At 61.8% G+C, this 22,348-nt stretch carries 22 protein-coding genes; 8 read left to right on the forward strand and 14 right to left on the reverse strand.

Translation table 11 applies throughout. The features are described 5' to 3' along the window. Positions 1 to 188: 188 nt before the first annotated feature. Together ypfJ and L6D63_RS11075 are read left to right on the forward strand one after the other, a co-directional pair. Complete coding sequence (ypfJ, locus tag L6D63_RS11070) at positions 189 to 1,079, forward strand: KPN_02809 family neutral zinc metallopeptidase (RefSeq protein ID WP_095668255.1); 891 nt, start codon at positions 189 to 191, stop codon at positions 1,077 to 1,079. Continuing rightward, complete coding sequence (locus tag L6D63_RS11075; RefSeq protein ID WP_131671567.1) at positions 1,080 to 2,033, forward strand: alpha/beta hydrolase; 954 nt, start codon at positions 1,080 to 1,082, stop codon at positions 2,031 to 2,033. Positions 2,034 to 2,147: 114 nt separating this feature from the next. Here the strand turns inward: L6D63_RS11075 and L6D63_RS11080 are convergent, their stop codons facing one another. The 3 genes from L6D63_RS11080 to L6D63_RS11090 form a co-directional block, all read right to left on the reverse strand. Continuing rightward, positions 2,148 to 2,741: an HAD family hydrolase gene (locus L6D63_RS11080; protein WP_095668253.1), complete on the reverse strand. Its 594-nt coding sequence runs from the start codon at positions 2,739 to 2,741 to the stop codon at positions 2,148 to 2,150. Then, complete coding sequence (gene tesB / locus L6D63_RS11085) at positions 2,738 to 3,607, reverse strand: acyl-CoA thioesterase II (RefSeq protein ID WP_003228466.1); 870 nt, start codon at positions 3,605 to 3,607, stop codon at positions 2,738 to 2,740. The genes L6D63_RS11080 and tesB overlap by 4 nt, the downstream gene beginning before the upstream one ends. Positions 3,608 to 3,712: 105 nt before the next feature. Next, positions 3,713 to 4,282, reverse strand: coding sequence for a GNAT family N-acetyltransferase (locus L6D63_RS11090; RefSeq protein WP_121187328.1), 570 nt, complete (start codon positions 4,280 to 4,282; stop codon positions 3,713 to 3,715). A gap of 82 nt (positions 4,283 to 4,364) precedes the next feature. On the opposite strand from L6D63_RS11090, the gene L6D63_RS11095 reads away from it, so the two are divergent. Both L6D63_RS11095 and L6D63_RS11100 read left to right on the forward strand, forming a co-directional pair. Further along, positions 4,365 to 5,285, forward strand: coding sequence for a histone deacetylase family protein (locus L6D63_RS11095; RefSeq protein ID WP_047296732.1), 921 nt, complete (start codon positions 4,365 to 4,367; stop codon positions 5,283 to 5,285). A gap of 280 nt (positions 5,286 to 5,565) precedes the next feature. Beyond that, a complete protein-coding gene (locus tag L6D63_RS11100; protein ID WP_131671566.1) occupies positions 5,566 to 6,810 on the forward strand; it encodes a TIGR03862 family flavoprotein in 1,245 nt (414 codons plus the stop codon). A 137-nt stretch (positions 6,811 to 6,947) separates the two neighbouring features. On the opposite strand, the gene L6D63_RS11105 is transcribed toward L6D63_RS11100, so the two are convergent. Further along, positions 6,948 to 8,288, reverse strand: coding sequence for an RNA helicase RhlE1 (locus L6D63_RS11105; RefSeq protein ID WP_131671565.1), 1,341 nt, complete (start codon positions 8,286 to 8,288; stop codon positions 6,948 to 6,950). 65 nt (positions 8,289 to 8,353) lie between these two features. Then, the gene (gene yedA / locus L6D63_RS11110) at positions 8,354 to 9,295 is read right to left on the reverse strand and encodes a drug/metabolite exporter YedA (protein ID WP_047296738.1); all 942 of its coding nucleotides are present in this window, start codon (positions 9,293 to 9,295) and stop codon (positions 8,354 to 8,356) included. 163 nt (positions 9,296 to 9,458) lie between these two features. On the opposite strand from yedA, the gene L6D63_RS11115 reads away from it, so the two are divergent. After that, positions 9,459 to 9,911, forward strand: coding sequence for an Lrp/AsnC family transcriptional regulator (locus L6D63_RS11115; RefSeq protein ID WP_041065134.1), 453 nt, complete (start codon positions 9,459 to 9,461; stop codon positions 9,909 to 9,911). A 129-nt stretch (positions 9,912 to 10,040) separates the two neighbouring features. Here L6D63_RS11115 and L6D63_RS11120 read toward each other — a convergent pair whose 3' ends face one another. The 3 genes from L6D63_RS11120 to L6D63_RS11130 form a co-directional block, all read right to left on the reverse strand. Further along, complete coding sequence (locus L6D63_RS11120; RefSeq protein WP_047296741.1) at positions 10,041 to 10,646, reverse strand: 3'-5' exonuclease; 606 nt, start codon at positions 10,644 to 10,646, stop codon at positions 10,041 to 10,043. 35 nt (positions 10,647 to 10,681) lie between these two features. Continuing rightward, positions 10,682 to 11,161, reverse strand: coding sequence for an NYN domain-containing protein (locus L6D63_RS11125; protein ID WP_041065128.1), 480 nt, complete (start codon positions 11,159 to 11,161; stop codon positions 10,682 to 10,684). A gap of 244 nt (positions 11,162 to 11,405) precedes the next feature. Next, complete coding sequence (locus L6D63_RS11130; protein ID WP_131671564.1) at positions 11,406 to 12,164, reverse strand: DUF2076 domain-containing protein; 759 nt, start codon at positions 12,162 to 12,164, stop codon at positions 11,406 to 11,408. 178 nt (positions 12,165 to 12,342) lie between these two features. Between L6D63_RS11130 and L6D63_RS11135 the strand changes: the two genes are divergently transcribed. Both L6D63_RS11135 and L6D63_RS11140 read left to right on the forward strand, forming a co-directional pair. Next, on the forward strand, positions 12,343 to 13,017 hold the full coding sequence (locus tag L6D63_RS11135; protein WP_047296744.1) for a YciC family protein: 675 nt from the start codon (positions 12,343 to 12,345) through the stop codon (positions 13,015 to 13,017). A 74-nt stretch (positions 13,018 to 13,091) separates the two neighbouring features. Then, positions 13,092 to 14,171, forward strand: a complete 1,080-nt coding sequence (locus tag L6D63_RS11140; RefSeq protein ID WP_131671563.1) for an endonuclease/exonuclease/phosphatase family protein — start codon at positions 13,092 to 13,094, stop codon at positions 14,169 to 14,171. Positions 14,172 to 14,280: 109 nt separating this feature from the next. On the opposite strand, the gene L6D63_RS11145 is transcribed toward L6D63_RS11140, so the two are convergent. The 4 genes from L6D63_RS11145 to L6D63_RS11160 form a co-directional block, all read right to left on the reverse strand. Continuing rightward, positions 14,281 to 15,117 (reverse strand): ABC transporter ATP-binding protein, encoded by an 837-nt coding sequence (locus tag L6D63_RS11145; RefSeq protein ID WP_041065116.1) that lies wholly within the window; start codon positions 15,115 to 15,117, stop codon positions 14,281 to 14,283. Then, complete coding sequence (locus L6D63_RS11150; protein WP_041065113.1) at positions 15,105 to 15,908, reverse strand: ABC transporter permease; 804 nt, start codon at positions 15,906 to 15,908, stop codon at positions 15,105 to 15,107. The genes L6D63_RS11145 and L6D63_RS11150 overlap by 13 nt, the downstream gene beginning before the upstream one ends. Positions 15,909 to 15,918: 10 nt before the next feature. Beyond that, the gene (locus L6D63_RS11155; protein WP_047296750.1) at positions 15,919 to 16,905 is read right to left on the reverse strand and encodes an ABC transporter substrate-binding protein; all 987 of its coding nucleotides are present in this window, start codon (positions 16,903 to 16,905) and stop codon (positions 15,919 to 15,921) included. A 377-nt stretch (positions 16,906 to 17,282) separates the two neighbouring features. Beyond that, positions 17,283 to 18,773 carry an aldehyde dehydrogenase gene (locus L6D63_RS11160; protein ID WP_131671562.1) on the reverse strand — a complete coding sequence of 497 codons (1,491 nt, stop codon included), beginning with the start codon at positions 18,771 to 18,773 and terminating at the stop codon, positions 17,283 to 17,285. A 222-nt stretch (positions 18,774 to 18,995) separates the two neighbouring features. Between L6D63_RS11160 and L6D63_RS11165 the strand changes: the two genes are divergently transcribed. Beyond that, a complete protein-coding gene (locus L6D63_RS11165) occupies positions 18,996 to 19,940 on the forward strand; it encodes a LysR family transcriptional regulator (RefSeq protein WP_041065104.1) in 945 nt (314 codons plus the stop codon). Here the strand turns inward: L6D63_RS11165 and L6D63_RS11170 are convergent. Both L6D63_RS11170 and L6D63_RS11175 read right to left on the reverse strand, forming a co-directional pair. Continuing rightward, positions 19,923 to 21,107 carry an MFS transporter gene (locus L6D63_RS11170; RefSeq protein ID WP_131671561.1) on the reverse strand — a complete coding sequence of 395 codons (1,185 nt, stop codon included), beginning with the start codon at positions 21,105 to 21,107 and terminating at the stop codon, positions 19,923 to 19,925. The genes L6D63_RS11165 and L6D63_RS11170 overlap by 18 nt on opposite strands. Then, positions 21,104 to 22,339 carry an ATP-grasp domain-containing protein gene (locus L6D63_RS11175; RefSeq protein WP_121187347.1) on the reverse strand — a complete coding sequence of 412 codons (1,236 nt, stop codon included), beginning with the start codon at positions 22,337 to 22,339 and terminating at the stop codon, positions 21,104 to 21,106. The genes L6D63_RS11170 and L6D63_RS11175 overlap by 4 nt, the downstream gene beginning before the upstream one ends. Positions 22,340 to 22,348: the final 9 nt, after the last annotated feature.

Raw genomic sequence — 22,348 nt, forward strand, 5'->3', positions numbered from 1 at the left:
GCACAGTGCGGAAGGAGAAATCCGCCAACGGATTGAATTAGTCGCGCACACGCTCGTCAATAACAGGCCCGTCCTCGTCACCCGAGGCCGGGCCTGCTCGCGTGTGCGCCAATGGACGGACGACCGGACTGGCGCCACACTCACACACCAGCAACACTCATCACCACGTACAGATAGAGGATTCCCACATGCTATGGAAAAAAGGCCGACGCAGTGACAACGTCGTCGATGCCCGTGGCGATGATAGCGGCGGCGGTGGTGGCATGCGGTTCGGTGGCGGCAAAGGCCTGAGCCTCGGGGCGATCCTGCTGATCGTCGGCATCGGCTGGATCACCGGCCAGGACCCGCTGCAGATCCTCGGTCAGCTCACCGGGCAAATGACCGAACAATCGGCACCGGCTTCGACGCAAACCCGTCAGGCGCCACCGGCCAACGACCAGCAGGCCGAATTCGTGCGTTCGATCCTCGGCGATACCGAAGACACCTGGGGCGCGATTTTCCAGCAGGCCGGCCGCCAATATAAGGACCCGACGTTGGTGCTGTTCAGCAACCGGGTGAATTCCGCCTGCGGTCTGGCGACCTCGGCGACCGGCCCGTTCTATTGCCCGGCGGATCAGAAAGTCTATCTGGACATGGCGTTCTTCCAGGAAATGGCCCAGCGCTTCAAGGCTGCCGGCGACTTCGCCCAGGCCTACGTGATCGCGCACGAGGTCGGCCACCATGTGCAGACGCTGCTAGGCGTCTCGGCGAAAATTCAGGCAGCCCGGCAACAGGGGCGGCAGATGGAGGGCGATGGCGGTTTGCTGGTGCGTCAGGAATTGCAGGCTGACTGCCTGGCCGGCGTCTGGGCCTACCATGCGCAGCAGCGCCTGAACTGGCTGGAACCGGGTGACGTCGAAGAGGCCTTGAACGCGGCCAACGCCATCGGTGATGATCGCCTGCAACAACAGGGTCAGGGCCGAGTGGTGCCGGACTCGTTTACCCATGGTACGTCGGCGCAAAGGGTGCGCTGGTTCAAAACCGGATTCGCCCAGGGCCAGGTCGGCCAGTGCGATACCTTCGCGGCGAAAAACCTGTAAATGCGAAAATGGCTTTTGGCGTTACTGATCATCGGCGGCAGCGCGCACGCGGCGGGCGTCGATGCCATCAGCTCCGGGCGTCTGCAGTTGAAGGCCGGCGAAATGGCCGTGGGCATCAGCCCCGCACCGGAAAAAATCGAGCGGGTGCTGATCGTCATTCACGGCCGTCTGCGCAATGCCGAGACCTACCGCAAGAGTGCCGAACACGCCACCGAACTAGCCGGACAAACCGCGCACACGCTGGTGATCGCGCCGCAGTTTCTCAATGAAAGCGACGTCGCCCTGTACTCGCTGCCCAACACGTTGCTGCGCTGGAAAGGCAACGAGTGGATGGGCGGCGGGTTATCCACAGGGCCGAATCCGCTGAGTTCCTACGCCGCGCTGGATGAAATCGTCGCCCGGGTCAGCGACCGCAAGCAGTTTCCGGATGTGAAACAGATTGTGATTTTCGGCCATTCCGGTGGCGGCCAAGTGGTGCAGCGTTATGCCCTGCTGGCCAAGGACCAACCGGCGCTGAAGGCCAACGGCATTCGCCTGCGCTATGTGGTGGCCAATCCGTCGTCGTACGCGTATTTCAACGAACAGCGGCCGGTGGCCTTCGATCACGCACAGTGCCTTGGGTTTAATCGCTGGAAGTACGGTCTGAGCGACATGCCGGTGTACGCCGGTGGGCAATCGCCATTGCAGCTTGAAAGCCGTTACATCAAGCGCGAGGTGATTTATCTGCTCGGTCAGCAGGACACCGACCCGCGGCATCCGGCGCTGGACAAAAGCTGCGCCGCCGAAGCCCAGGGTGCGTATCGACTGGAACGCGGCAAACTGTTTTTCGGCTACCTGCTGCGCCGGCACCCGGAAGGGGTGAATCAGCGGCTGGTTGAAGTGCCCGGGGTCGGGCATAACGGCGATGGGATGTTGACGTCGCCGGAGGGGCAGAAAGCGCTGTTTGATCAATGATTTTGCAGTGGCCGCTCAGGCCTCATCGCGGGCAAGCCCGCTCCCACAGGGGAATGCATTTCAAATGTGGGAGCGGGCTTGCCCGCGATGGGGCCCTTTCAGGCGCTAAAGAACTCAGGCCAGAAGCATACGCCGCAACTCGACACAATCCTGCGCATGCCAGTCCGTCAGCTCCGGCCACGGGTTGTCCGGCAGATTCACCAGCACCGTCCGCGCCCCGGCCGCTCGCCCGCAATCCAGATCAAAGCGGTAATCCCCGACCATCACCATCTCGCGCGCCGGCACCTTCCAGGCCTCGGCCAGTTTCAGCAACCCGCCGGGATGTGGCTTGGGCGGTGCTTCATCGCGGCCCAGCACATCTTCCACAGCGAAACAGTCGGCCAGGCCAATCGCTTCGAGCGTCACATGCGCCAGCTCCCGCGCGTTGCGCGTCAGGATGCCCAGGCGATAGCCACGCCCGTGCAGATCGCGCACCAGCTCCACCGCACCGGCAGCCGGTTTCGAACCCAACGCCAGATCGCGCTCATGCTCCAGCAGCCAGGCATGTTTCGCCGCCGCTTCGTCGGCCGGCAGCGCCGCGAGGTGGGTGAGAATGTCATCCTCGGGCGGAATCGCCAGCGCCACGCGGATCGCCGCAAAGTCATGCACGGCGACCGTCAGGGTGCCGTCCATGTCGAACACCCAGTGCTTCACATCGCTCAGGCTCATGCCCAGTCCTTGCGGTGACGAATCAGGCCTTCCTGGGTCACCGACGCCACCAGTTGCCCGGCGCGATTGTACACGCTGCCACGGGAGAACCCACGGGAATTGCCGGCCCACGGGCTGTCCATCGCATAGAGCAACCAGTCATCGGCGCGCAGATCATTGTGGAACCACAGCGCGTGATCGAGGCTGGCGACCTGCATGTCTTTCTGCCAGACCGACTTGCCGTGAGGCAACATCGAAGTGGTCAGCAGACCGAAGTCCGAAGCGTAGGCCAGCAGGTATTTGTGCAGCGCCGGAATATCCGCCAGCGCGCCATCAGCACGGAACCACACGTATTTCACCGGATCGGCCGGCTGCGGGTTGTACGGGTCTTTTTCAGTGACCGGGCGCACTTCGATCGGTTTCGGGCAGAGCAATTTTTCGCGCATGTGCTCGGGAATCAGGTGCGCGCGTTGCTGGGTCAGTTCCAGCTCCGACGGCAGGTTTTCCGGACCGACCACCACCGGCATCTGGCTCTGGTGCTCGAAGCCTGCTTCGTCGTACTGAAACGACGCGCTGCAGGTAAAAATCGGGTGGCCCTTCTGGATCGCGGTGACCCGCCGGGTGCTGAAGCTGCCGCCATCACGCACGCGATCCACCGAGTACACGACTGGCAATTTGGCGTCGCCCGGGCGCAGGAAATAACCGTGCATCGAATGCACATGGCGCGCCTCTTCAACCGTCTGACTGGCCGCCGACAGCGACTGGCCGAGCACCTGCCCACCGAACAACTGACGGAAACCCAGGTCCTGGCTACGGCCACGGAACAGGTTTTCCTCGATCGGCTCCAGGGTCAGCAGGTCGACCAGATCTTCCAACACTTGGCTCATTCAGACTCTCCTCACACAACGCTATGCCGCGCAGTCTTGGCTGCGGCGGCCCATTCAGGTTCTGGCGCGAGCCATTGTCGCGCCATTGTAAACGTCCGTGTCGGCTTAGCCATGCAGGGTTTGCAGCCATTGCTCCCTGGTAATCCGGTACAACACATGCCGGCGTAACGGGTGATCGACGGCAATTTTGGGGTGATCGAAATCATCGGCCGGATCGTGCTGCATGCCAATCGCTTGCATGACTTTCTCCGAGGGCAGATTGCTCTGGGCGGTGAAGGACACGATTTCCTTCAGCGACAACCGGTCAAAGCCGCAACGCAGAGCGGTCCATGCCGCTTCGCTGGCATAGCCCAGCCCCCAATGCTCGCGGGCCAGGCGCCAGCCGATTTCCACCGCTGGCGTGAACGGGGCATCGAAACCGACCACACCCAGACCGGTGAAACCGATGAACTCGCCGCTGTCCTTGCGCTCCAGCGCCCATAATCCGAAGCCGTGTTCGGCAAAATGGCCGCGCACCCGACCAATGAGCGAAGCACTTTCCAGGCGGCTCAAGGGCTGTGGAAAGTAACGCATGACCTGCGGATCGGCACACATCGCCGCAAATGCCGGCAAATCCTCGTCCTGCCATTGGCGCATCAGCAATCGCGCACTTTCCAGTTGCAGTATCGGCTCCATCATGCCCCTCCGTTTCCATGCCGCAAGTCTACATCGCTGGTAGGATCGTTCACTCTTTCCATCGTTCCTACATGAAGTCGCCATGCCACTGCCGTTGATCTACCACGAAGACTACAGTCCCGAGTTTCCGGCGGATCACCGCTTTCCGATGGACAAGTTCCGTTTGCTGCGCGACCACCTGGTCGACAGCGGCCTGACCCGCGACGCCGACCTGCTGCGCCCGGAGATCTGCCCCAACGACATCCTCGCTCTGGCCCATGACCGTCGCTATATCGAACGCTACATGAGCGGCGAGTTGTCCCGCGAAGACCAGCGGCGCCTTGGCTTGCCCTGGAACGAAGCGCTGGCGCGGCGTACGGTGCGGGCGGTCGGCGGTTCGATTCTGGCGGCAGAGAAAGCCCTGGAGCATGGTCTGGCCTGTCACCTCGCCGGCGGCACCCATCACGCCCACTACGATTACCCGGCCGGCTTCTGCATTTTCAATGACCTGGCGATCATCAGCCATTACCTGCTGCAAAGCGGCCGGGTGAACCGGGTGCTGATTTTTGATTGCGACGTGCATCAGGGTGATGGCACCGCACGCATCCTCCACGACACGCCGGAGGCGATCACCGTTTCCCTGCACTGTGAAAAGAATTTTCCTGCCCGCAAGGCCGAAAGCGATTGGGACATTCCGCTGCCCAAAGGCATGGGCGATGGCGACTACCTGAAGGTGGTGGATGACACGCTCAACTACCTGCTGCCGCTGTATCAACCGGACCTGGTGCTGTACGACGCCGGGGTCGATGTGCACAAGGACGACGCCCTCGGTTATCTGCAACTGACAGACGAAGGCGTCGCCGCCCGCGATGAAAGCGTGATGCGCCATTGCCTGGGCCGCGACATCCCGGTGGTTGGCGTGATCGGCGGTGGCTACAGCAAGGATCGCCACGCCCTCGCCCGCCGCCACGGCATCCTGCATCACAGCGCGCAACGGGTCTGGACGTCACACGGTTGTCACTGAGCTGTGCTGCGTTACCCACAATGGCTGTGGAATGGCCTGTGGATAACCTGAGCGAAAGGGACTACAGCCCACAGCGAGCATGGCGTACAGCGCGATGATTGTTTTTTGACCAGGCCACCAGATTCACCGTCGATCCCCCTGTAGGAGCTGCCGCAGGCTGCGATCTTTTGATCTTTGTTTTCTAAGGGCCAAGATCAAAAGATCGCAGCCTGCGGCAGCTCCTACACGGATCCCGGCTGTTAGAATGCGCGCCTTATCCCGCCATACCGCAGCGCACGCCATGACCCAGACCTCCGCCCCCCTCCCCGCTCACGTCGTCATCATCGGCGGTGGCCCCGCCGGCCTGATGGCCGCCGAAGTGCTGAGCCAGGCCGGTGTGCGTGTCGACCTGTACGACGGCATGCCCTCGGTGGGGCGCAAGTTCCTGCTGGCCGGGGTCGGCGGCATGAACATCACCCATTCCGAACCTTACCCGGCGTTCCTCGCGCGCTACGCCGAACGCGCACCGCAGATCGCGCCGTTGCTGCGCGGCTTCGACGCCGACGCGTTGTGCCGCTGGATTCATGAGCTGGGCATCGAGACCTTTATCGGCAGCTCCGGCCGGGTGTTCCCCACCGACATGAAAGCCGCACCACTGTTGCGCGCCTGGCTCAAGCGTCTGCGCGACAGCGGCGTGGTTGTCCACACCCGCCATCGCTGGCTCGGCTGGGATGAACATGGCGCACTGCGCATCAGCAGCCCCGACGGCGAAATCACCGTCAAACCCGACGCCACCCTGCTCGCCCTCGGCGGTGGCAGTTGGTCGCGGCTGGGTTCGGATGGCGCGTGGATGCTGCCCCTGGAGCAAAAAGGTGTAGGACTGGCGCCGTTGCAGCCGAGCAATTGCGGCTTCGAGGTGCAGGGCTGGAGCGAATTGCTTGTCAGCAAATTCGCCGGAGCACCGCTGAAAAATGTCGCCATCGGTTTGAACGACGATATCCCACGCTTGGGCGAATGCGTGATCACCGCGACCGGGGTTGAAGGCAGCCTGATCTATGCGCTGTCGGCACCGATTCGCGAGGCGATCAACGCGCAGGGTTCAGCCACGGTGCACATCGATCTGTTGCCCGGCCGGCCTGTGGATAAATTACAGGCAGCGTTGGGCAAACCGCGCGGCTCGCGCTCGATGGCCAAGCATCTGCACAGTCAGGTCGGGATTGATGGGGTGAAAGCGGCGTTGTTGCGCGAGCTGAGTGACGCGGCGACCTTTGCCGATCCGGCGCTGCTGGCGCGGGCGATCAAGGCGTTGCCGTTGACCCTGGTGAAAACCCGTCCGCTGGACGAAGCGATCAGCAGTGCCGGTGGCGTGACGTTCGAGGCGCTGGATGAGCGCTTGATGCTCAAGACCTTGCCGGGAGTGTTTTGCGCGGGGGAGATGCTGGATTGGGAAGCGCCGACGGGCGGCTATCTGCTGACCGGGTGTTTTGCCAGCGGTCGGGCGGCGGGGTTCGGCTTGCTCGAGTGGCTTCAGCACAAATCCCTGTAGGAGCTGCCGAGTGAAACGAGGCTGCGATCTTTTTACCGTTAAAAACAAGATCAAAAGATCGCAGCGTACCGCAGCTCCTACAGGGAAATGCATTCCCAATTGACGAGCGAAGGCGTCCTCACAGACGCCGCGTCACATCAAGGTTTGCGCTTGCGCGGCCCGGTATTGAACACCGGCACTTTACGCACAGGCTTGATCGACGGCTCAGGTGCCTGAGTTTCGCCACTGTCGACCCACTTGCCCAGATTGCGCTTGCCGCCACCACCGCCGGAGGTCTTCGGTTTTTTCGGCTTCTTCGGCTTCTTGATCACCTGACCGCTGGCATCGGTCTCCGGCACACGGTGCTCAGGTTCGAAGTCCGGCTCGTTCTGGCGCTTCAAGGTCTGACGGGTGAGCATCTCGATGGCCGAGAGCATGTTCACTTCATCGGCACACACCAGCGAGATCGCCTCGCCCGTTGCACCGGCACGGCCGGTACGACCGATGCGATGAATGTAATCCTCGGCCACGATCGGCAGGTCGAAGTTGACCACCAGCGGCAAATCTTCGATATCCAGCCCCCGAGCCGCGACGTCGGTCGCCACCAGAATCTGCACTTCACTGAGTTTGAAACGATCCAGTGCACGCTGACGGGTCGCCTGCGGTTTGTCGCCGTGGATACCGTCGGCGTTCACACCAAGGCCCTGGAGTTTTTCCACCAACGCGTCCACGCCGTTGCGGGTCTTGGCAAACACCAGCACCTGCTTCCACTTGTTCTTGCGCATCAGGTGCACGAACAGTTCCGGCTTGCGCTTCTTGTCCACCGTCACCACCCACTGTTTGACGGTGTTGGCCGCCACGTTGCGCGGGCTGACTTCGATGGTCAGCGGATCGTTGAGCATCTGCCCGGCCAGCAGGCGAATGTCATCGGAGAAGGTCGCGGAGAACAGCAGCGTCTGACGCTTCTTCGGCAGCGCGCGATAGATGTTCGCCAGCTCTTCGGAAAAGCCGAGGTCGAGCATGCGATCGGCTTCGTCGAGTACCAGGGTTTGCAGCTGATTGAATTTCAACGCGTTCTGGCGGAACAGGTCGAGCAGACGGCCCGGAGTCGCCACCAGCAGGTCGACGCCGCCGCGCAGTTTCATCATCTGCGGGTTGATGCTCACGCCGCCGTACACCGCATAAGTGCGCAACGGCAGGTTTTCCGCGTACTGGCGCACCGATTCGTGCACCTGCTCGGCCAGTTCGCGGGTCGGCACCAGAATCAGCGCACGCACCGAGTTGGCGGTGACTTTCGGCCCTTCCATGGCCAGCAACTGCAGCAGCGGCAAGGCGAAACCGGCAGTCTTGCCGGTACCGGTCTGGGCCGCAGCCATCAGGTCGCGACCGGCCAGCACGGCCGGAATGGCTTGCGCCTGGACTGGCGTCGGGGTCTGGTAGCCGAGCTTCTCAAGGGAGCGCAGCAAGGGTTCGATCAGGCCAAGGGTGGCGAAAGTCATGGGAGTACCGTAGGAAAAATCAGCGCGGTTGCGCAAAACAAGGGTGCAATGGCGCGCAGTTTACCCTAATTCACACGCGGTTCTGCTGGAACGGCGGTCTTCGGCGGCTCCACGACCAGCGGCTGCGCCGGCCGCCGCCATTGCGGCAGACCGATCAGCACCACGGCACTGATGATCACCAGCATCGCCAGCGCTTCTTCCATACCGATGGTCTCGCCGACAAACACGATCCCCAGCAACACCGCCACCGCCGGATTGACGTAGGCATAGCTGGTGGCCGCCGCCGGACGCACGTGTTTGAGCAGGTACATGTAGGAATTGAAGGCGATGATCGAGCCGAAGAAGATCAGATACCCCAGGGCCAGCCAGCCTTCCACCGGTGGCAGGGCTTTCAGGTGTTCGCCGCTGACCGCGCTGCCGATCAGCAGGACCACGCCGCCCACCAGCATTTCCACGGCACTGGCCATCGCCCCTTGTGGCAGCGGCAGGTGTTTGCTCCACACCGAGCCGAAGGCCCAGGTCGCCGCCGCGAAAATCAGCAACGCCGCGCCCAGCGGGCTCGATTGCAGATTGGAGCCCATGTTGAGCATGGCGATGCCGATAATTCCCAGCGCCACCCCGGCCCACTCCAGCCGCGTATTGCGCGCGCCCCAGAAATAGCCGCACAACAACGTAAACAACGGCACGGTCGCCACTGCCAGTGCCGCCACGCCGGACGCCACACCCGTGTGCTCGGCGACACTGACCGCGCCGTTACCGAAGCTGAGCAACAGAATCCCGATGATCCCCGCCGCTTTCCACTGCACCCAGGTCGGCGCCGGCGCGCCACGCCAGCGCAGGAAGGCGTACATCAGGCTGCCGGCAATCACGAAGCGCACCCCGCCGAGCATCAGCGGCGGCCAGTATTCGACGCCGAGGCGGATCACCAGATAGGTCGATCCCCAAATTACATACAGCGCGAAAAACGCGGCGATCAACGGCAAGGAAAAACGGCGCAAGGCAGGCATGGGCAGCTCGACAGTCAAAGGCAGGGTGAGGATTATTCTAGAAAGGCCCGCGAGCAAAAATAAGTTACAAAACCTGTTTATCGCGCCGGTACACTTTTGAAACAACGGAGATCGACGGGATAAGCCGTGATTTCGAAAGTCTGGCATTTTCAGGAGTCCGGCCTTGGACAAATACGACCGCATGCTGCTCAGCGCCCTGTTGGAAAACGGTCGCGCGTCTTACGCCGATCTGGCGCGCAAGGTGAACCTGTCCGCCCCGGCAGTGGCCGAACGGGTGGCCAAGCTTGAGGCGTCCGGCGTGATCACCGGGTACCAGGCGAACATCGACCTGTCGAAAATCGGTTTGCCGATCCAGTGCATGATCGAGTTGCGCCTGCACCAGAACGGCAGCCAGAAGGTCTACGATGAACTGGTGAAAATCCCGCAACTGACCGAGTGCTTCCGTGTGACCGGCGATCCATGCGTGATGATGAAGGGCGCGGTGGGCTCGATGACCGAACTGGAGGAGCTGATCAATCACGTGGCGAAGTTTGGCTTCAGCAAGACCTCGATTGTGTTGTCCAGCGCAATCGAGAAGCGCGTGCCGCTGAGCCATATAGAAGCCAACGGCAAATAGTTCGGGCCAACCACAAATCCACTGTAGGAGCTGCCGAAGGCTGCGATCTTTTGATCTTGCTTCTGAAAATCAAAGTCAAAAGATCGCAGCCTTCGGCAGCTCCTACAGGGTTCTGTGTCGGGCTGGGGATCAGCGGTAGCGCTGCAGGTGTTCGCTGACTTTGGCCGCCGGGACTTTCTGCAATTTGCACAGCAAGTCATGGTTCAGCTCACGTACGCCGTGCTTGCTGCGCAGTTCATCCGCCAGATGCGCCATCAGGTTGGCCGCCATCTCCGCATCCGCCATGGCCCGGTGCGCCTGGCCGGTGTGCGGCAGGCGCGCAAATGCGGTGAGCGTACCGAGCTTGTGATTGGGTGCCGCGGGCATCAGGCGCCGGGCCAGCAGCAGTGAACAGGCGAAGTTCTGCAGACGGGTGCGTTTGATCCGTCCCAGTTCAAAGTCCCAGAATTTCTGGTCGAACGAAGCGTTGTGCGCCACCAGCGGCGTGCAGCCGACGAATTCGTTGACCTCTTCCATCACCCGCTCCGCCGCAGGCGCGCTACGCAGCATGGCGTTGCTGATGCCGGTCAGTTGCTCGATGAACGCAGGGACGCGCACACCGGCATTCATCAGGCTCTGGTAACGCTCGACGATACGGCCGTTTTCCAGCATGACCACGGCGATTTCCGTGGCGCGGCAGCTGCTGTTCGGCGACAGGCCGGTGGTTTCAAAGTCGATGACTGCAATGCGTTCCAAACCGGGTTCAACTCCGTTCAAATCAATTTTTCAGCTTAATTCTTCAGCAACAACGCGCCTTCGATCGGCACGTAACGGCTGGCGGCGCGGATCAGCGAGTTGGCGGTCAACCCGGGCACGCCGTAGGCGACTGCCTGTACGCCGTGCTTGCTGATGATGCGTTCGAGCAGCATGTCGAAGTCACCGTCACCGGAGGCCAGGACGATTTCGTCGACGTGGTCGGCGGCGTCCATGATGTCGAGGGTGATGCCCACGTCCCAGTCGCCCTTGGCCGAGCCGTCGCTGCGCTGGATGTAGGGTTTGAGTTTCACGGTGAAGCCGAGGTTGCGCAGGATCTGCTGGAACTGCTGCTGCTTGCTGTCGCCGCGATCGATGGCGTAAGCATAGGCCTCGACGATCTGCCCGTGCTTGCTCACATCCGCCCACAGCGCGGCGTAGTTGAAATGGCAACCATAGGCCTGACGCACGGTGTAGTAGAGGTTCTGCACGTCGGCGAACACTGCGATTTTTTTCACCGGGATTCCTGTGAGCGCATAGCGCACGAAGCGGGATCAGGCGCCAGGCCCGAAAAAGGCGCTCAGTATGCCAGCCCACAGGAAGGTGGCGCGAATAATCGACTCACCACTCCAGACGGATGGTGGACTGTGGCGAGGGGATTTATCCCCGATGGGCAGCGCAGCGGCCCCGAAAATGGGACTGCTGCGCACTCCATCGGGGATAAATCCCCTCACCACAGGTTTGATACTGGCGGCTTATTACTCAGACGAACGAATCGTCGTCATCGAAAAACGACGAGCTGTCATCGCTGTAGTCCGTGTCGGTAAACCCGCCCTGGTCATTGCCGGAGAAACCGTTATCGGCGACACGCTGGTCATTGCCCCAGTCGTTGCCGCTCTGGTCGGCCACCTGCGCCGGTTCTTCCTTGATCACTTCAACGATTTCTTCAGGCTGCTGGTTGTGATGGAACAGGCTGCTGATGCCCTGCGCCAGCATCACGCCACCGGCCACGCCAGCGGCGGTTTTCAGGGCGCCGCCGAGGAAGCTGCTGCCCGCAGCCGGGGCGGCTTGCTGCGCGTAATTGGGCGGTGGTGCGGCATAGTTCTGTTGTGGCGCTGGCGCAGAGTAGTTCTGCTGCGGTGCCGGTTCACGCCAGCCGCCGGTGGAGGCCGGAGCGCTCTGGGTCGGCGCCGGACGCGAGCTGCTGCCGCCGAAGATGCTCGACAGGAAACCGCCACCGCCGCTTGGCGCCGGGGCCGCACTCTGGGACTTGGCCGCTTGCAGTTCAGCCTGCAACTGCTGGACTTGTTGGGTCAGTTGCTTGTTCTGTTCGTCGAGGCGCTTGATGGCCGCCTCTTGCACCAGAATCGCCTGGGTCATGAAATAACCTGCCGCCGGCTGGCGGCTCAGGTGTTCCTTGATCCGCGCCTCGGCCTGGGCGTCGCGCGGGGCTGCCTCCGTTTCGGCCTGTTGCAGCCGGGAAAACAGTCCATCGATCAGGGTTTGCTCTTCGCTGTTCATGGCGACCTCGTAGATTGCCGGGGATAACGTTGCCCGTGCCCACTGCGGACATGGCGCACCTCTGTAATGGAGGCAGTGACAGGATGTTTCAACGACCTTTACCGAATGTTTACGTTTGTGTCGGCCCACGCATCATCGGTTAAAGTGAGCCACTGTTTTCCACCTGCGATACCGACTGATGAATGCCTTCGATGTACTGCGCGACTCTCTGTATTTTTTCAAACGCCACCTGGGCAGCATCGTGCAGCTGTGCCTGCCACTGGTGATCTTCGAGGCGGCGCTGCAGCAAGTGGTGGATCACGTCACCGACCCGGACAGTTTCTCCGCCGCCAGCGTGGTGGTCGGTCTGCTGGTGTATCCGCTGTACACCGCCGCGCTGATCCTGTTCCTCGACGCCCGCACCCGCGGCGAAGCTCCGCGCAATCTCGATCTGCTGGCGATGTCCGCGCGCCTGTGGCCGCGTTTCGCCCTGCTCACGGCGCTCAATACCTTGCTGATTCTGCTGGGGCTGTCGTTGTATTTCCTGCCAGGCTTGATGCTGATGGTCATGCTCGCATTTGGTGAGTACCTGCTGGTGTTGCGCGGTATGGGGCCGTTGCAGGCGATGAAGGAAAGCCTGCGTCTGACCCGTGGGCATTTCTGGCGGATCCTGCTGTGCATTCTGTGTGTGATGGGGCCGTTGTGGCTGCTCAAGGGCGCGACCCTGGCGGCGTACCCCGACCCGCAGAATCCGCTGATCGCGGTATTGATCGACAGTGCGCACAGCTTTCTGCAGCTGTTCACCAGCGTGGTGTTGTTCCGCCTGTTCATGCTGATCAGCGAATTGCCTGACAAACGTAGCGGAGCAGTCTGACTTCAGGAGACTTGGGCCAAGCGTCTGCGGTCGGGTATGCTCGCAAGCACTTTTGTAACGCGATAAGCCGAGCCATGCCCCGTCTGCTGCGCTACACCCTATTGTTGATTGTGCTCGCCATCGCCCTGATCGGCGGGCTGATCTACAGCCTGACCTGGCGCCCCGGCGCGCGCGAAACCTTGCCGGTCACCTGCACCGGCACCCCACCGACACTGGTGCCCGGGCAGGCACTGAAAGTCATGAGCTGGAACGTGCAGTACCTGGCGGGCAAGCGCTACGTGTTCTGGAACGACCTCGCCCAAGGCACCGACGAAGCGCCAACCCCGGAAGACATGGCCTTCAGCCTCGACGAGGTGGCGCGGGTGATCCGGGACGAGCAGCCCGACGTGGTGCTGCTGCAGGAACTGGATGACGGCGCCAAGGCCAGTGATTACCAGAACCAGCTCAAGTTGCTGCAGGAGCGGGTCACCGACCTCTACCCGTGCAGCGCTCACGCGTTCGACTGGAAGGCCGATTTCGTTCCCGACCCGCATATTTTCGGCAGCGTTGGCCGGCAATTGGCGACCCTCAGCCGCTACCGCATCGAACACGCCGAACGCCTGCAATTACCGGTGCCGCCGGCGAATATCATCGCTCGACAGTTCGCACCCAAGGATGCGTTGCTCGCCACCAAGCTGCCGCTGAGTGACGGCGGGCAACTGACGGTATTCAACACCCATCTGGATCGCGCCAGCCAACCCGACGACACCTTGCAGGCGCAAGTGACGGCGGTGGCCAAGGTGCTCGACAAGTATGAGAGCCAGGGCCTGGCGTGGCTGATCGGCGGTGACTTCAACCTGTTGCCGCTGGGCCAGTATCAACGCCTGCCCGCCGAGCAGCGCACGCCTTATTCCATCGACAGCGCCCTGCACCTGTTATGGGACAAGTACCCGATGATCCCGACCAACAACGAGGCTAGCGGCGTCGACCGCGCCCACTGGCTGACCCACTACCCCAACGACCCCGGCCTCAACGGTCCGGATCGCACCGTCGACTACCTGTTCTACAGCCCGAAAATCAAACGGGTCGAAGCGAGCGTGCGCCAGGACGATACCTTGCGCATTTCCGATCATCTGCCGGTGATTGCGCGGTTTCTGCTGCCCGCTGCTCCCTGATCACCAATTACCGCTGTAGGAGCTGCCGAAGGCTGCGATCTTTTGACTTTTTTAAGGATAAGATCAAAAGATCGCAGCCTGCGGCAGCTCCTACAGGGGACTCATGCGATCAATGAACTTCTTCCAGGTCGTCATGCAACAACCCGAAAATCTCCCGTTTCATGTCGATAAACGAGCGCTCCATTACCATGTCCAGTGAGCGCGGACGCTCGATCGGCACGTCGAGGATCTGCTTGATTCGCCCCGGTTTGGCGCCCATGACATAGACCCGGTCGCCCAGCAGGATCGCCTCGTCGATATCGTGGGTGACGAACAACACAGTCTTCTTGCTGTTGCCCCAGACCCGCAACAATAACTGCTGCATCTGCAAACGGGTCTGGCTGTCGAGGGCGCCGAACGGTTCGTCCATCAGCAGAATCTGCGGGTCGTTGGCCAGCGCCCGGGCAATCGCCACACGCTGCATCATCCCGCCCGAGAGTTGCTTGGCGTAATTGTCAGCAAACCCGGCAAGCCCGACTTCGTTGACGTAGTAATCGACAATTTCCTTACGCCGCGCCGCCGGCATGCCGCGCCGCTTGAGGCCGAACTCGACGTTCTGCCGCACCGTCAGCCACGGAAACAGTGTGTAGCTCTGGAACACCATGCCGCGATCGGCACCGGGGCCCTGCACTTGCTGGCCGCCGACGTAGATCTCGCCTGAGGTTGGCTCGGCGAGGCCGGCGGTCAGGTACAACAGGCTCGATTTGCCGCAACCTGACGGCCCGACCAGCACCGCGAACTGCTGATCCGGCACCTCGAACGACACCTGTTCCAGCGCCGTGAACGTACCGCCATCAGGCTTTTTGTAGCGCAGGCTGACCTTGTCCACTTGCAGGCGCGGGGCGGCTTGCGGCGCCGCAGCGCGCGATTCGGTAAAGCGATGATTGGCGGCAGTTACTGAGCCCATGCGGCAACCCTCAGGCGGAGAAAGCGGAACAGTTGATCGGTGACCAGCCCCAGCAGGCCGATGATCGCGATGGCGAGGAAAATCACGTCGACCTGAAAACCGCGCATGGCTTTCAGGCTCAGGTAACCGAGGCCGCTCGACGCAGCGACCAGTTCGGCCACCACCAGATAGGTCCAGGCCCAGCCCATGGTCACGCGCAAGGTGTCGAGCACGCCGGGCACCGAGGCCGGGGCGATCACATGCAGCACCGCGTCGCGGCGGTTGGAACCGAGCGTGTAAGAGGCGTTGATCAGGTCCTTGGAGATGCCCTTGGACACATCCGCGATCATCACCAGTTGCTGGAAGAACACGCCGAAGATGATCACCGATACCCGCTGTTCCAGACCGATGCCAATCCACAGGATGAACAGTGGCACGAACGAGGTCACCGGCAGGTAACGGATGAAGTTGACCAGCGGTTCGAGAAACGCCTGGACGATGCGAAAGCTGCCCATCAGCAACCCCAGCGGCACCGCCACCAGCGACGAGACGATGAACCCGACCATCACCACTTCGACACTGGCCCACACATGGGTGCCAAGGGTGCCGTCGCGGCTCAGGCGCACGGCGGCTTCAACCACCGCGCCGGGCGTCGGCAGAAACATCCCCGGGACGATGCCGCCGTAGGACAGCCCGGCCCACAGCCCGACCAGCAACACCCAGGCCAGACCACTGGCGCTCCATACCACCGGCACCGGCAAGCCGGTCTTCGGTGTGATGCAGCGACTCAGCCATGAATTGCGCTTGAACATGACCAGTCTCCTAGAGCGGGCTGACGAAACGGTTATCCACCAGATCGTCGTTACTGACGTTATAGGGCTTGCCCTGCAATTCGCTGGCGGTTTCGTTGGCCAGTTTAATCAGCGGTGCGCTGTCACCCGGCGCGCCCGGTTTGCCCAGCAGCTTCTCGCTCATGGCCTGATCGTAGAAACGCACGCCTTGCGCTGCAGCAGCCAGTTCCTTCGGATCGGACAGATAACCGCCGACGCCCTTGGCCATGATTTCGTAGGCTTGCTGTGGATGGTCCTTGGTGTATTGCACCGCTTTGTAGAGACCGGCGACCAGCGCCTTGACGTCTTCGGGCTGCTTCTCGATCACCGTGCAGTTGAGCGCCACGACATCGACAATCACCCCGGGCGTGCTGCTGCTGTCGATCAGCACTTTGCCCTGCTGCTTGTCGCGCACCATCGACAGGTGCGGTTCCCAAGTCACGGCGGCCGGCACGCGACCGGCAATGAACGCGGTGGCAGCATCGTCGGCAGTCATGTTCTGCACGGTGATGTCGCTCATTTTCATGCCGTTCTTTTTCAGCAGATAGGAGAGCCAGAACTGCGAGGTCGAACCTTCGTTGACGGCCACGGCCTGGCCCTTGAGTTCCTGCAACGACTTCACGTCCTTGCCCACCAGCACGCCGTCGCCACCATGGCTGTCATCCAGCGCCGCCACGGCTTTGAAGCAGAACTGCGGCCGGTACTTGAGCACTTCGTCGATGGTCGAGGCCGAACCGGAGAGTTGTCCGGAAGCCTGTGCGGCCATGTACATCGAAGCTTCTTCGACCACCGGCAATTCGACGGTCAGGCCGTTTTCCTTGAAGTAGCCCAGGTCCTGAGCCAGATACAGCGTGCCATAACCCACCCAGGTGGTATGGCCGATGGACAAGGTGCCGGCCTGCGCGCCGGTCGCGACCGTGGCCGCCAGGGCGGTGATCGCCAGTGGATGGGTGAGACGGAGACACAAGGACTTGATCATGGAGCACTCCCGACGCTGTTGATTTAGTTTTGTCATGGGCAGTACGGCCAGCACCAATGATGTGAATCCACACTGCGGTCTCTGCTGGACGCTGGCGTGAACCACCGGGCTGGCAAGATCGATGGTGGCCCATGTGCGGGCTGAGGAAAATCAGGAAATTGTTGGCAGCAAATGATGAAAAAACTGCTTAGCGTGCACCGCAAAAGCGCGGGGTTGGCGGGGATGCTCACGGTCGGTGCAAGCCAGGAATTTTCACTGCCTGGGAGAATGCCATCGCTGGCAAGCCAGCTCCCACAGTAATCGTTGGTGTACCCGGAATGGGTGGACACCACAAAACCTGTGGGAGCTGGCTTGCCAGCGATAGGGTCTACGCGGTCTCAGCGCAACTGAAACCAGGTGGTTTTCAACTGGGTGTATTTGTCGAACGAGTGCAGCGACAGGTCGCGGCCGAAGCCCGATTGCCTGCCGCCGCCGAACGGCACGGTCACGTCCAGCGCATCGACGGTATTGACCGATACCGTGCCCGCCCGCAGCCTTCGCGCCACGCGGTGTGCGCGATGCAGATCATCGGTCCACAGCGACGCCGCCAGCCCGTACACACTGTCGTTGGCCAGGCGCACCGCCGCGTCTTCATCATCGAACGGCACCACCGCCAGCACAGGGCCGAACACCTCTTCGCGAAACAACGCCATGTCGGCACTCACGCCGGTGAAGATCGTCGGCTCGATGAAGTTGTCCGAGCCGTTGAAGCGCCGTTGCTGACCGCCACACACCAGGCTCGCACCCGCCTGCCCGGCCTCGCGGATGGCGCGCATGATGCTCGCCGTCTGCCGGTGATCGACGATCGCTCCGGCACGACTTTGCGGGTCGAGCGGGTCACCCGGCAACCAGCGCTCGGCCTGGGCTTTGAGGCGTTCGACAAACGCATCATGGATCGAACGCTCGACCAACAGTCGCGAGTTGGCCGAACACACTTCGCCCTGATTGAAGAAGATCCCGAAAGCGGCTTTTTCCGCCGCCAGGTCCAGATCCCGGCAATCGGCGAACACCAGATTGGCACTCTTGCCACCGCACTCCAGCCACACTTGTTTGAGGTTGGATTGCGCCGAGTACTGCATGAAATATTTGCCGACCTGCGTCGAGCCGGTGAACACCAGACAATCGACATCCGCGTGCAGGCCCAAGGCTTTGCCGGTCTGCTCGCCAAGCCCCGGCAACACGTTGAGCACGCCCGGTGGCAGGCCCGCTTCCAGTGCCAGCTCGGCCAGACGCAACGCGGAAAACGGTGATTGTTCGGCCGGTTTGAGGATCACTGAGTTACCCGCCGCCAGCGCTGGCGCAAGCTTCCACGCGGCCATGTCCAACGGGAAATTCCACGGCACCACCGCTGCCACCACACCCAGTGCTTCACGGGTAATGGTCGCCAGCACATTGACGGCGCCGGGAGCGATCTGGTCGTAGAGTTTGTCGATGCTTTCGGCGTACCAGCGAAACACCCCGGCGGCGCCCGGCACATCAATGTTGTAGGCGTCCATCACCGGTTTGCCCATGTTCAGCGAGTCGAGCAGGGCCAGCTCCTGACGATGCTCCATCAACAGCTCGGCCAGGCGCAGCAGCACTTGCTTGCGCTCGGCGGGCGGGCGTTGCGCCCAGATGCCGGCCTCGAACACATGTCGCGCGTTACGTACCGCCGCGTCCACATCCGCCCCGCCACAGGCCGCGACATTGGCCAGCAACTGGCCGGTGGCGGGGTTGATCGCGGCGAACGTCTGCCCCGATTGCGCGGCGCAGTGCTGGCCGTTGATCACGGCTCGATCGGGAAACTTCAAGGCACCGGCCTGGCGCTGCCACTCTGCAAGTTCGAACACGTCGAATGCTCCTTGGACGTTATTGTGCAGTCGATGGTGGCGCAGGCCCGGACGGGCGAAAATTAGTAAAAATGTCTTCGCAGGCAATGAAAAAACTGCTCAATCGGTTTCCCCAAAACCGCTGTGGATGACTAAGGTTCAAGGATAAGAACAACGTCGCGCAGCGGACGCGGCGGCGCACAAATTGCTTGGAAGTCGAGTCCGCTCGTCCTGAGGTTTGCCGTGGCCGCCTACAATTTGCGTCAGTTGAAATACTTCATCACCACCGTCGAATGCGGCAGCGTTGCCGAAGCCTCGCGCAAGCTGTACATCGCACAACCGGCGATCTCTACGGCGATCAAAGGTCTGGAAGACAGCTTCGCGGTGCAGCTGCTGATTCGCCATCACGCTCAGGGCGTATCCCTGACGCCGAGCGGTGCACGGTTCTTTCGCAAGGCGCAGGAGCTGTTGCGCATGGCTCGGGAGTTCGAGCAGAACGCCCTCGCCGATAACGACATCGTCGCCGGACAGATCGACATCGGCTGCTTCGAAACCGTCGCGCCGTTGTACCTGCCGCAATTGATCGCCGGGTTTTCCGCGCTGTATCCGGGCGTGAAAATCCGCATCCGCGACGGCGAGCAACAGGAACTGGTGCAAGGCCTGACCTCGGGCAGTTTCGACCTGGTGATCCTCTATGAACACGAACTCGATGCCACCATCCAGACCGAGCCGCTGATGCCGGCGCAACGGCCGTATGCGCTATTGCCGGCCGACCACCGTTTCGCCCAGTACAAGCAAGTGTCGCTGCGCGATCTGTGTCTGGAGCCGATGATTCTGCTCGACGTGCAGCCAAGCCGAACCTACTTCGTCAGCCTGTTCGAGGAACTGGGCCTGACCCCGCGCATCGAGTTCAGCTCGCCGTCGATCGAGATGGTCAGGGGCATGGTCGGTCAGGGTTTCGGTTTCTCGATCCTGGTGACCCGGCCCCACTCGGAATGCACCTATGACGGCAAGAAAGTGGTGTGCGTGGACATCGTCGAAGACGTCACCGGCTCAGGTCTGGTCGCCGCGTGGCTCAAGCGCGGGCAACTGACCAAACCGGCACAGCTGTTCGCCGACTATTGTCGCGAACAGTTGACCGCCAAGACCGCTGCCTGCCGCACCGAGCCATCAGGCAACCGGGACTGAGCGCTGTTCCACGTCGATGCCGATCAACGGGCGTTTGAGCGCAATCGATACCCAGGCGCCCACGGCGGCGATGACGCAGGCGGCAAACCCCAACAGAAACGACATGAAGCTCAGCTCGTTGGCCACTGCCAGCAGGCCGAGCACGGCGGCGGTAGCTTCGGCAGCGCCCCAGACACAGGTCTGCACGGCCATCGCCACGGAACTGCGCCCGCGCCAGATCTTCACGGCCTGAGCCTGGTACAGCGGGCCGCAGATCATCTCGCCGATCACGATAAACACCACCACGACAAACAGGATCGCCTGCGCCTGTGACGAAATGATCAACAGCAGGCAGCCCGCGCCGATCAACAGGTTGGAAACGATGACCCGCCACAACCGCGAGACACGCTGCGCGAATGAGGTCACGTAAACCTGGCTGAAGATGATGATCCCGCTGGCCACCAGAAACAGCACGCCGACCAGTTCACTGGAAAAGCGCTCGGTGGCATAGGTAGGGAACACGTAATAAAACTGCGCATAGCCGATCATGGTCAGAAAGTTGATCGCCATGAACGCCACCACCTTGGGCGATGCCTCGGTTTCGCCCGGCGTGGAAGCACGCGCGGCAAACGCCACGCCTGCACTACGCGCGACCTGCGGAATCAGCCGCGTGGAAGCCGTGGCCAGCACGCCCAACAACAGCGGCAGGGCGACAAACCAGTAACCGGTGCCGGCAAGAATCAACGACGCCACGAACGGCGCGACCCCGGCCCCTGCGTTCGCCGCAACATTCTCGTAAGAGAGCACGCGTTCGTGCTCGCCCTCGCGAAAGTACTGCACGATGTAGGAAATCTGCGAGATCGTGGCGATCGAATTGGAGACACCGAACACCACAACCAGTACGACCCAGATCAACACGTTGGTAATGCCCATCGCGGCGGTGACCAGCATCAATAGCGCCGCCACCGCCACACAGAACAAGGCCAGGGCTATTTCCCGGCGTCGCTCGACCTTGTCCAGCATGCCCTGAAAAGCCAATGCGCCGATGCGGTTGGAGACAATCGCGAACCCGACAACGATCCCCGCCGCACTGGTACTGAGACCCACGGAGGCATTGAGCCAAATGGCCATGAACGGATAAAAACAGCTCCAGGCCGCGGACGAAAGAAACCGGACGAAGTAAATCATTTGAATACCGGGCTTCTAGGGCCGCGATCGGTCAGGACACGTACCTGGCCAATCTCGCGCGCGACGACATCGGCATAGCCGGTGAGCATGCCGACCCAAGCGTAGTCGGACGTGCCGATGGGCTGGATCACGCTGCCGACGTTGGCAATGGGCGTGTGAATGGAAGCCATCGGCGGAATCTCCCAGTCATGCACGACGGCTTCGTGATCCAGGCAGTACCAGTAGCTCAGGGTCTGGCGGCAAGATTCGACCGGCTGGTATTGAAGCGCAGCCTCCAGCAAGCCCAGTGGCAGCAGCGCCACGTGCTGCAGGACGGTCGCTGGCGCCAGATCGTAGGCCAGCGCAATCTGTTCAACGATGCTCGCGCCGCCCAGGCGCCCCATGTTGGCATCGATCAGATAAGCCGTGGCGTCGTTCGCAATGAACTCGCAATGGAAGAAGCCATTGTCGAACCCTGAACGGGCAATCAGATCGCGGACCGCCTTCTCGATTTTCGCACGCACGGGCAAGGCCATGCGGGCGTCGGCCGGGAACTGGTTGGCAACCTCCGTGAATCCCACTCGGTCGCGCCTGGACAGTCCGAGGAAGACCACCCGCCCCTCCTGGGCAAAGCCTTCCAGGCTGACGAGATCACCCGCGCAATGCGCCTGGACAATCCAGGCAGTGTCTTGCGGGTCGTCGATTCCGCTGTTCAGGATGGCGGCGCGGATTACTGCGCCAGGGTCAGCGTCCGGTGCAATCGAGAGCAGGGTGGTGGCCACCGCGCCAGAGCCGACCGAGGGTTTGAGCACCACATCGTTTTGTTGCCCGGGTGTCAGCCAGGGAATGACCACGTCGCCATCGCTCAGCGACACACAGGTCTCGGCGGGCACATGTTCCGGGATCAAGCGGCCGACGAAGCCCTTGGAGGACAGCCGGGCAAACACCTCAGGCGGCGCCTTGAAGCCGAATTCTTCGGCAATCGCGGATACGACCGGGAACAACTCGTCAAAGAATGTCGTGATGCTGCGAATCACGCCAACCAGTGCGGGATGGGCGTTCAGGTAAGCGGACAGCGCGACTCTGTCGGTAAAGGCAGGAATGCAGGTGACCCCTTCGAACACGTTTTTCGCCGCGCCATGAAAACCCGAGGGATCAACGGACAGTATCGGTTCGAAGCCCGCACCGCGGATCGCCTCGCACACGTACTTGATGGAGACCTTGTTGATGCCCACTATCAAAATATGATCCATATCTTTCAC

The sequence above is a fragment of the Pseudomonas parakoreensis genome (assembly GCF_021602155.1).
GTDB lineage: Bacteria > Pseudomonadota > Gammaproteobacteria > Pseudomonadales > Pseudomonadaceae > Aquipseudomonas > Aquipseudomonas parakoreensis.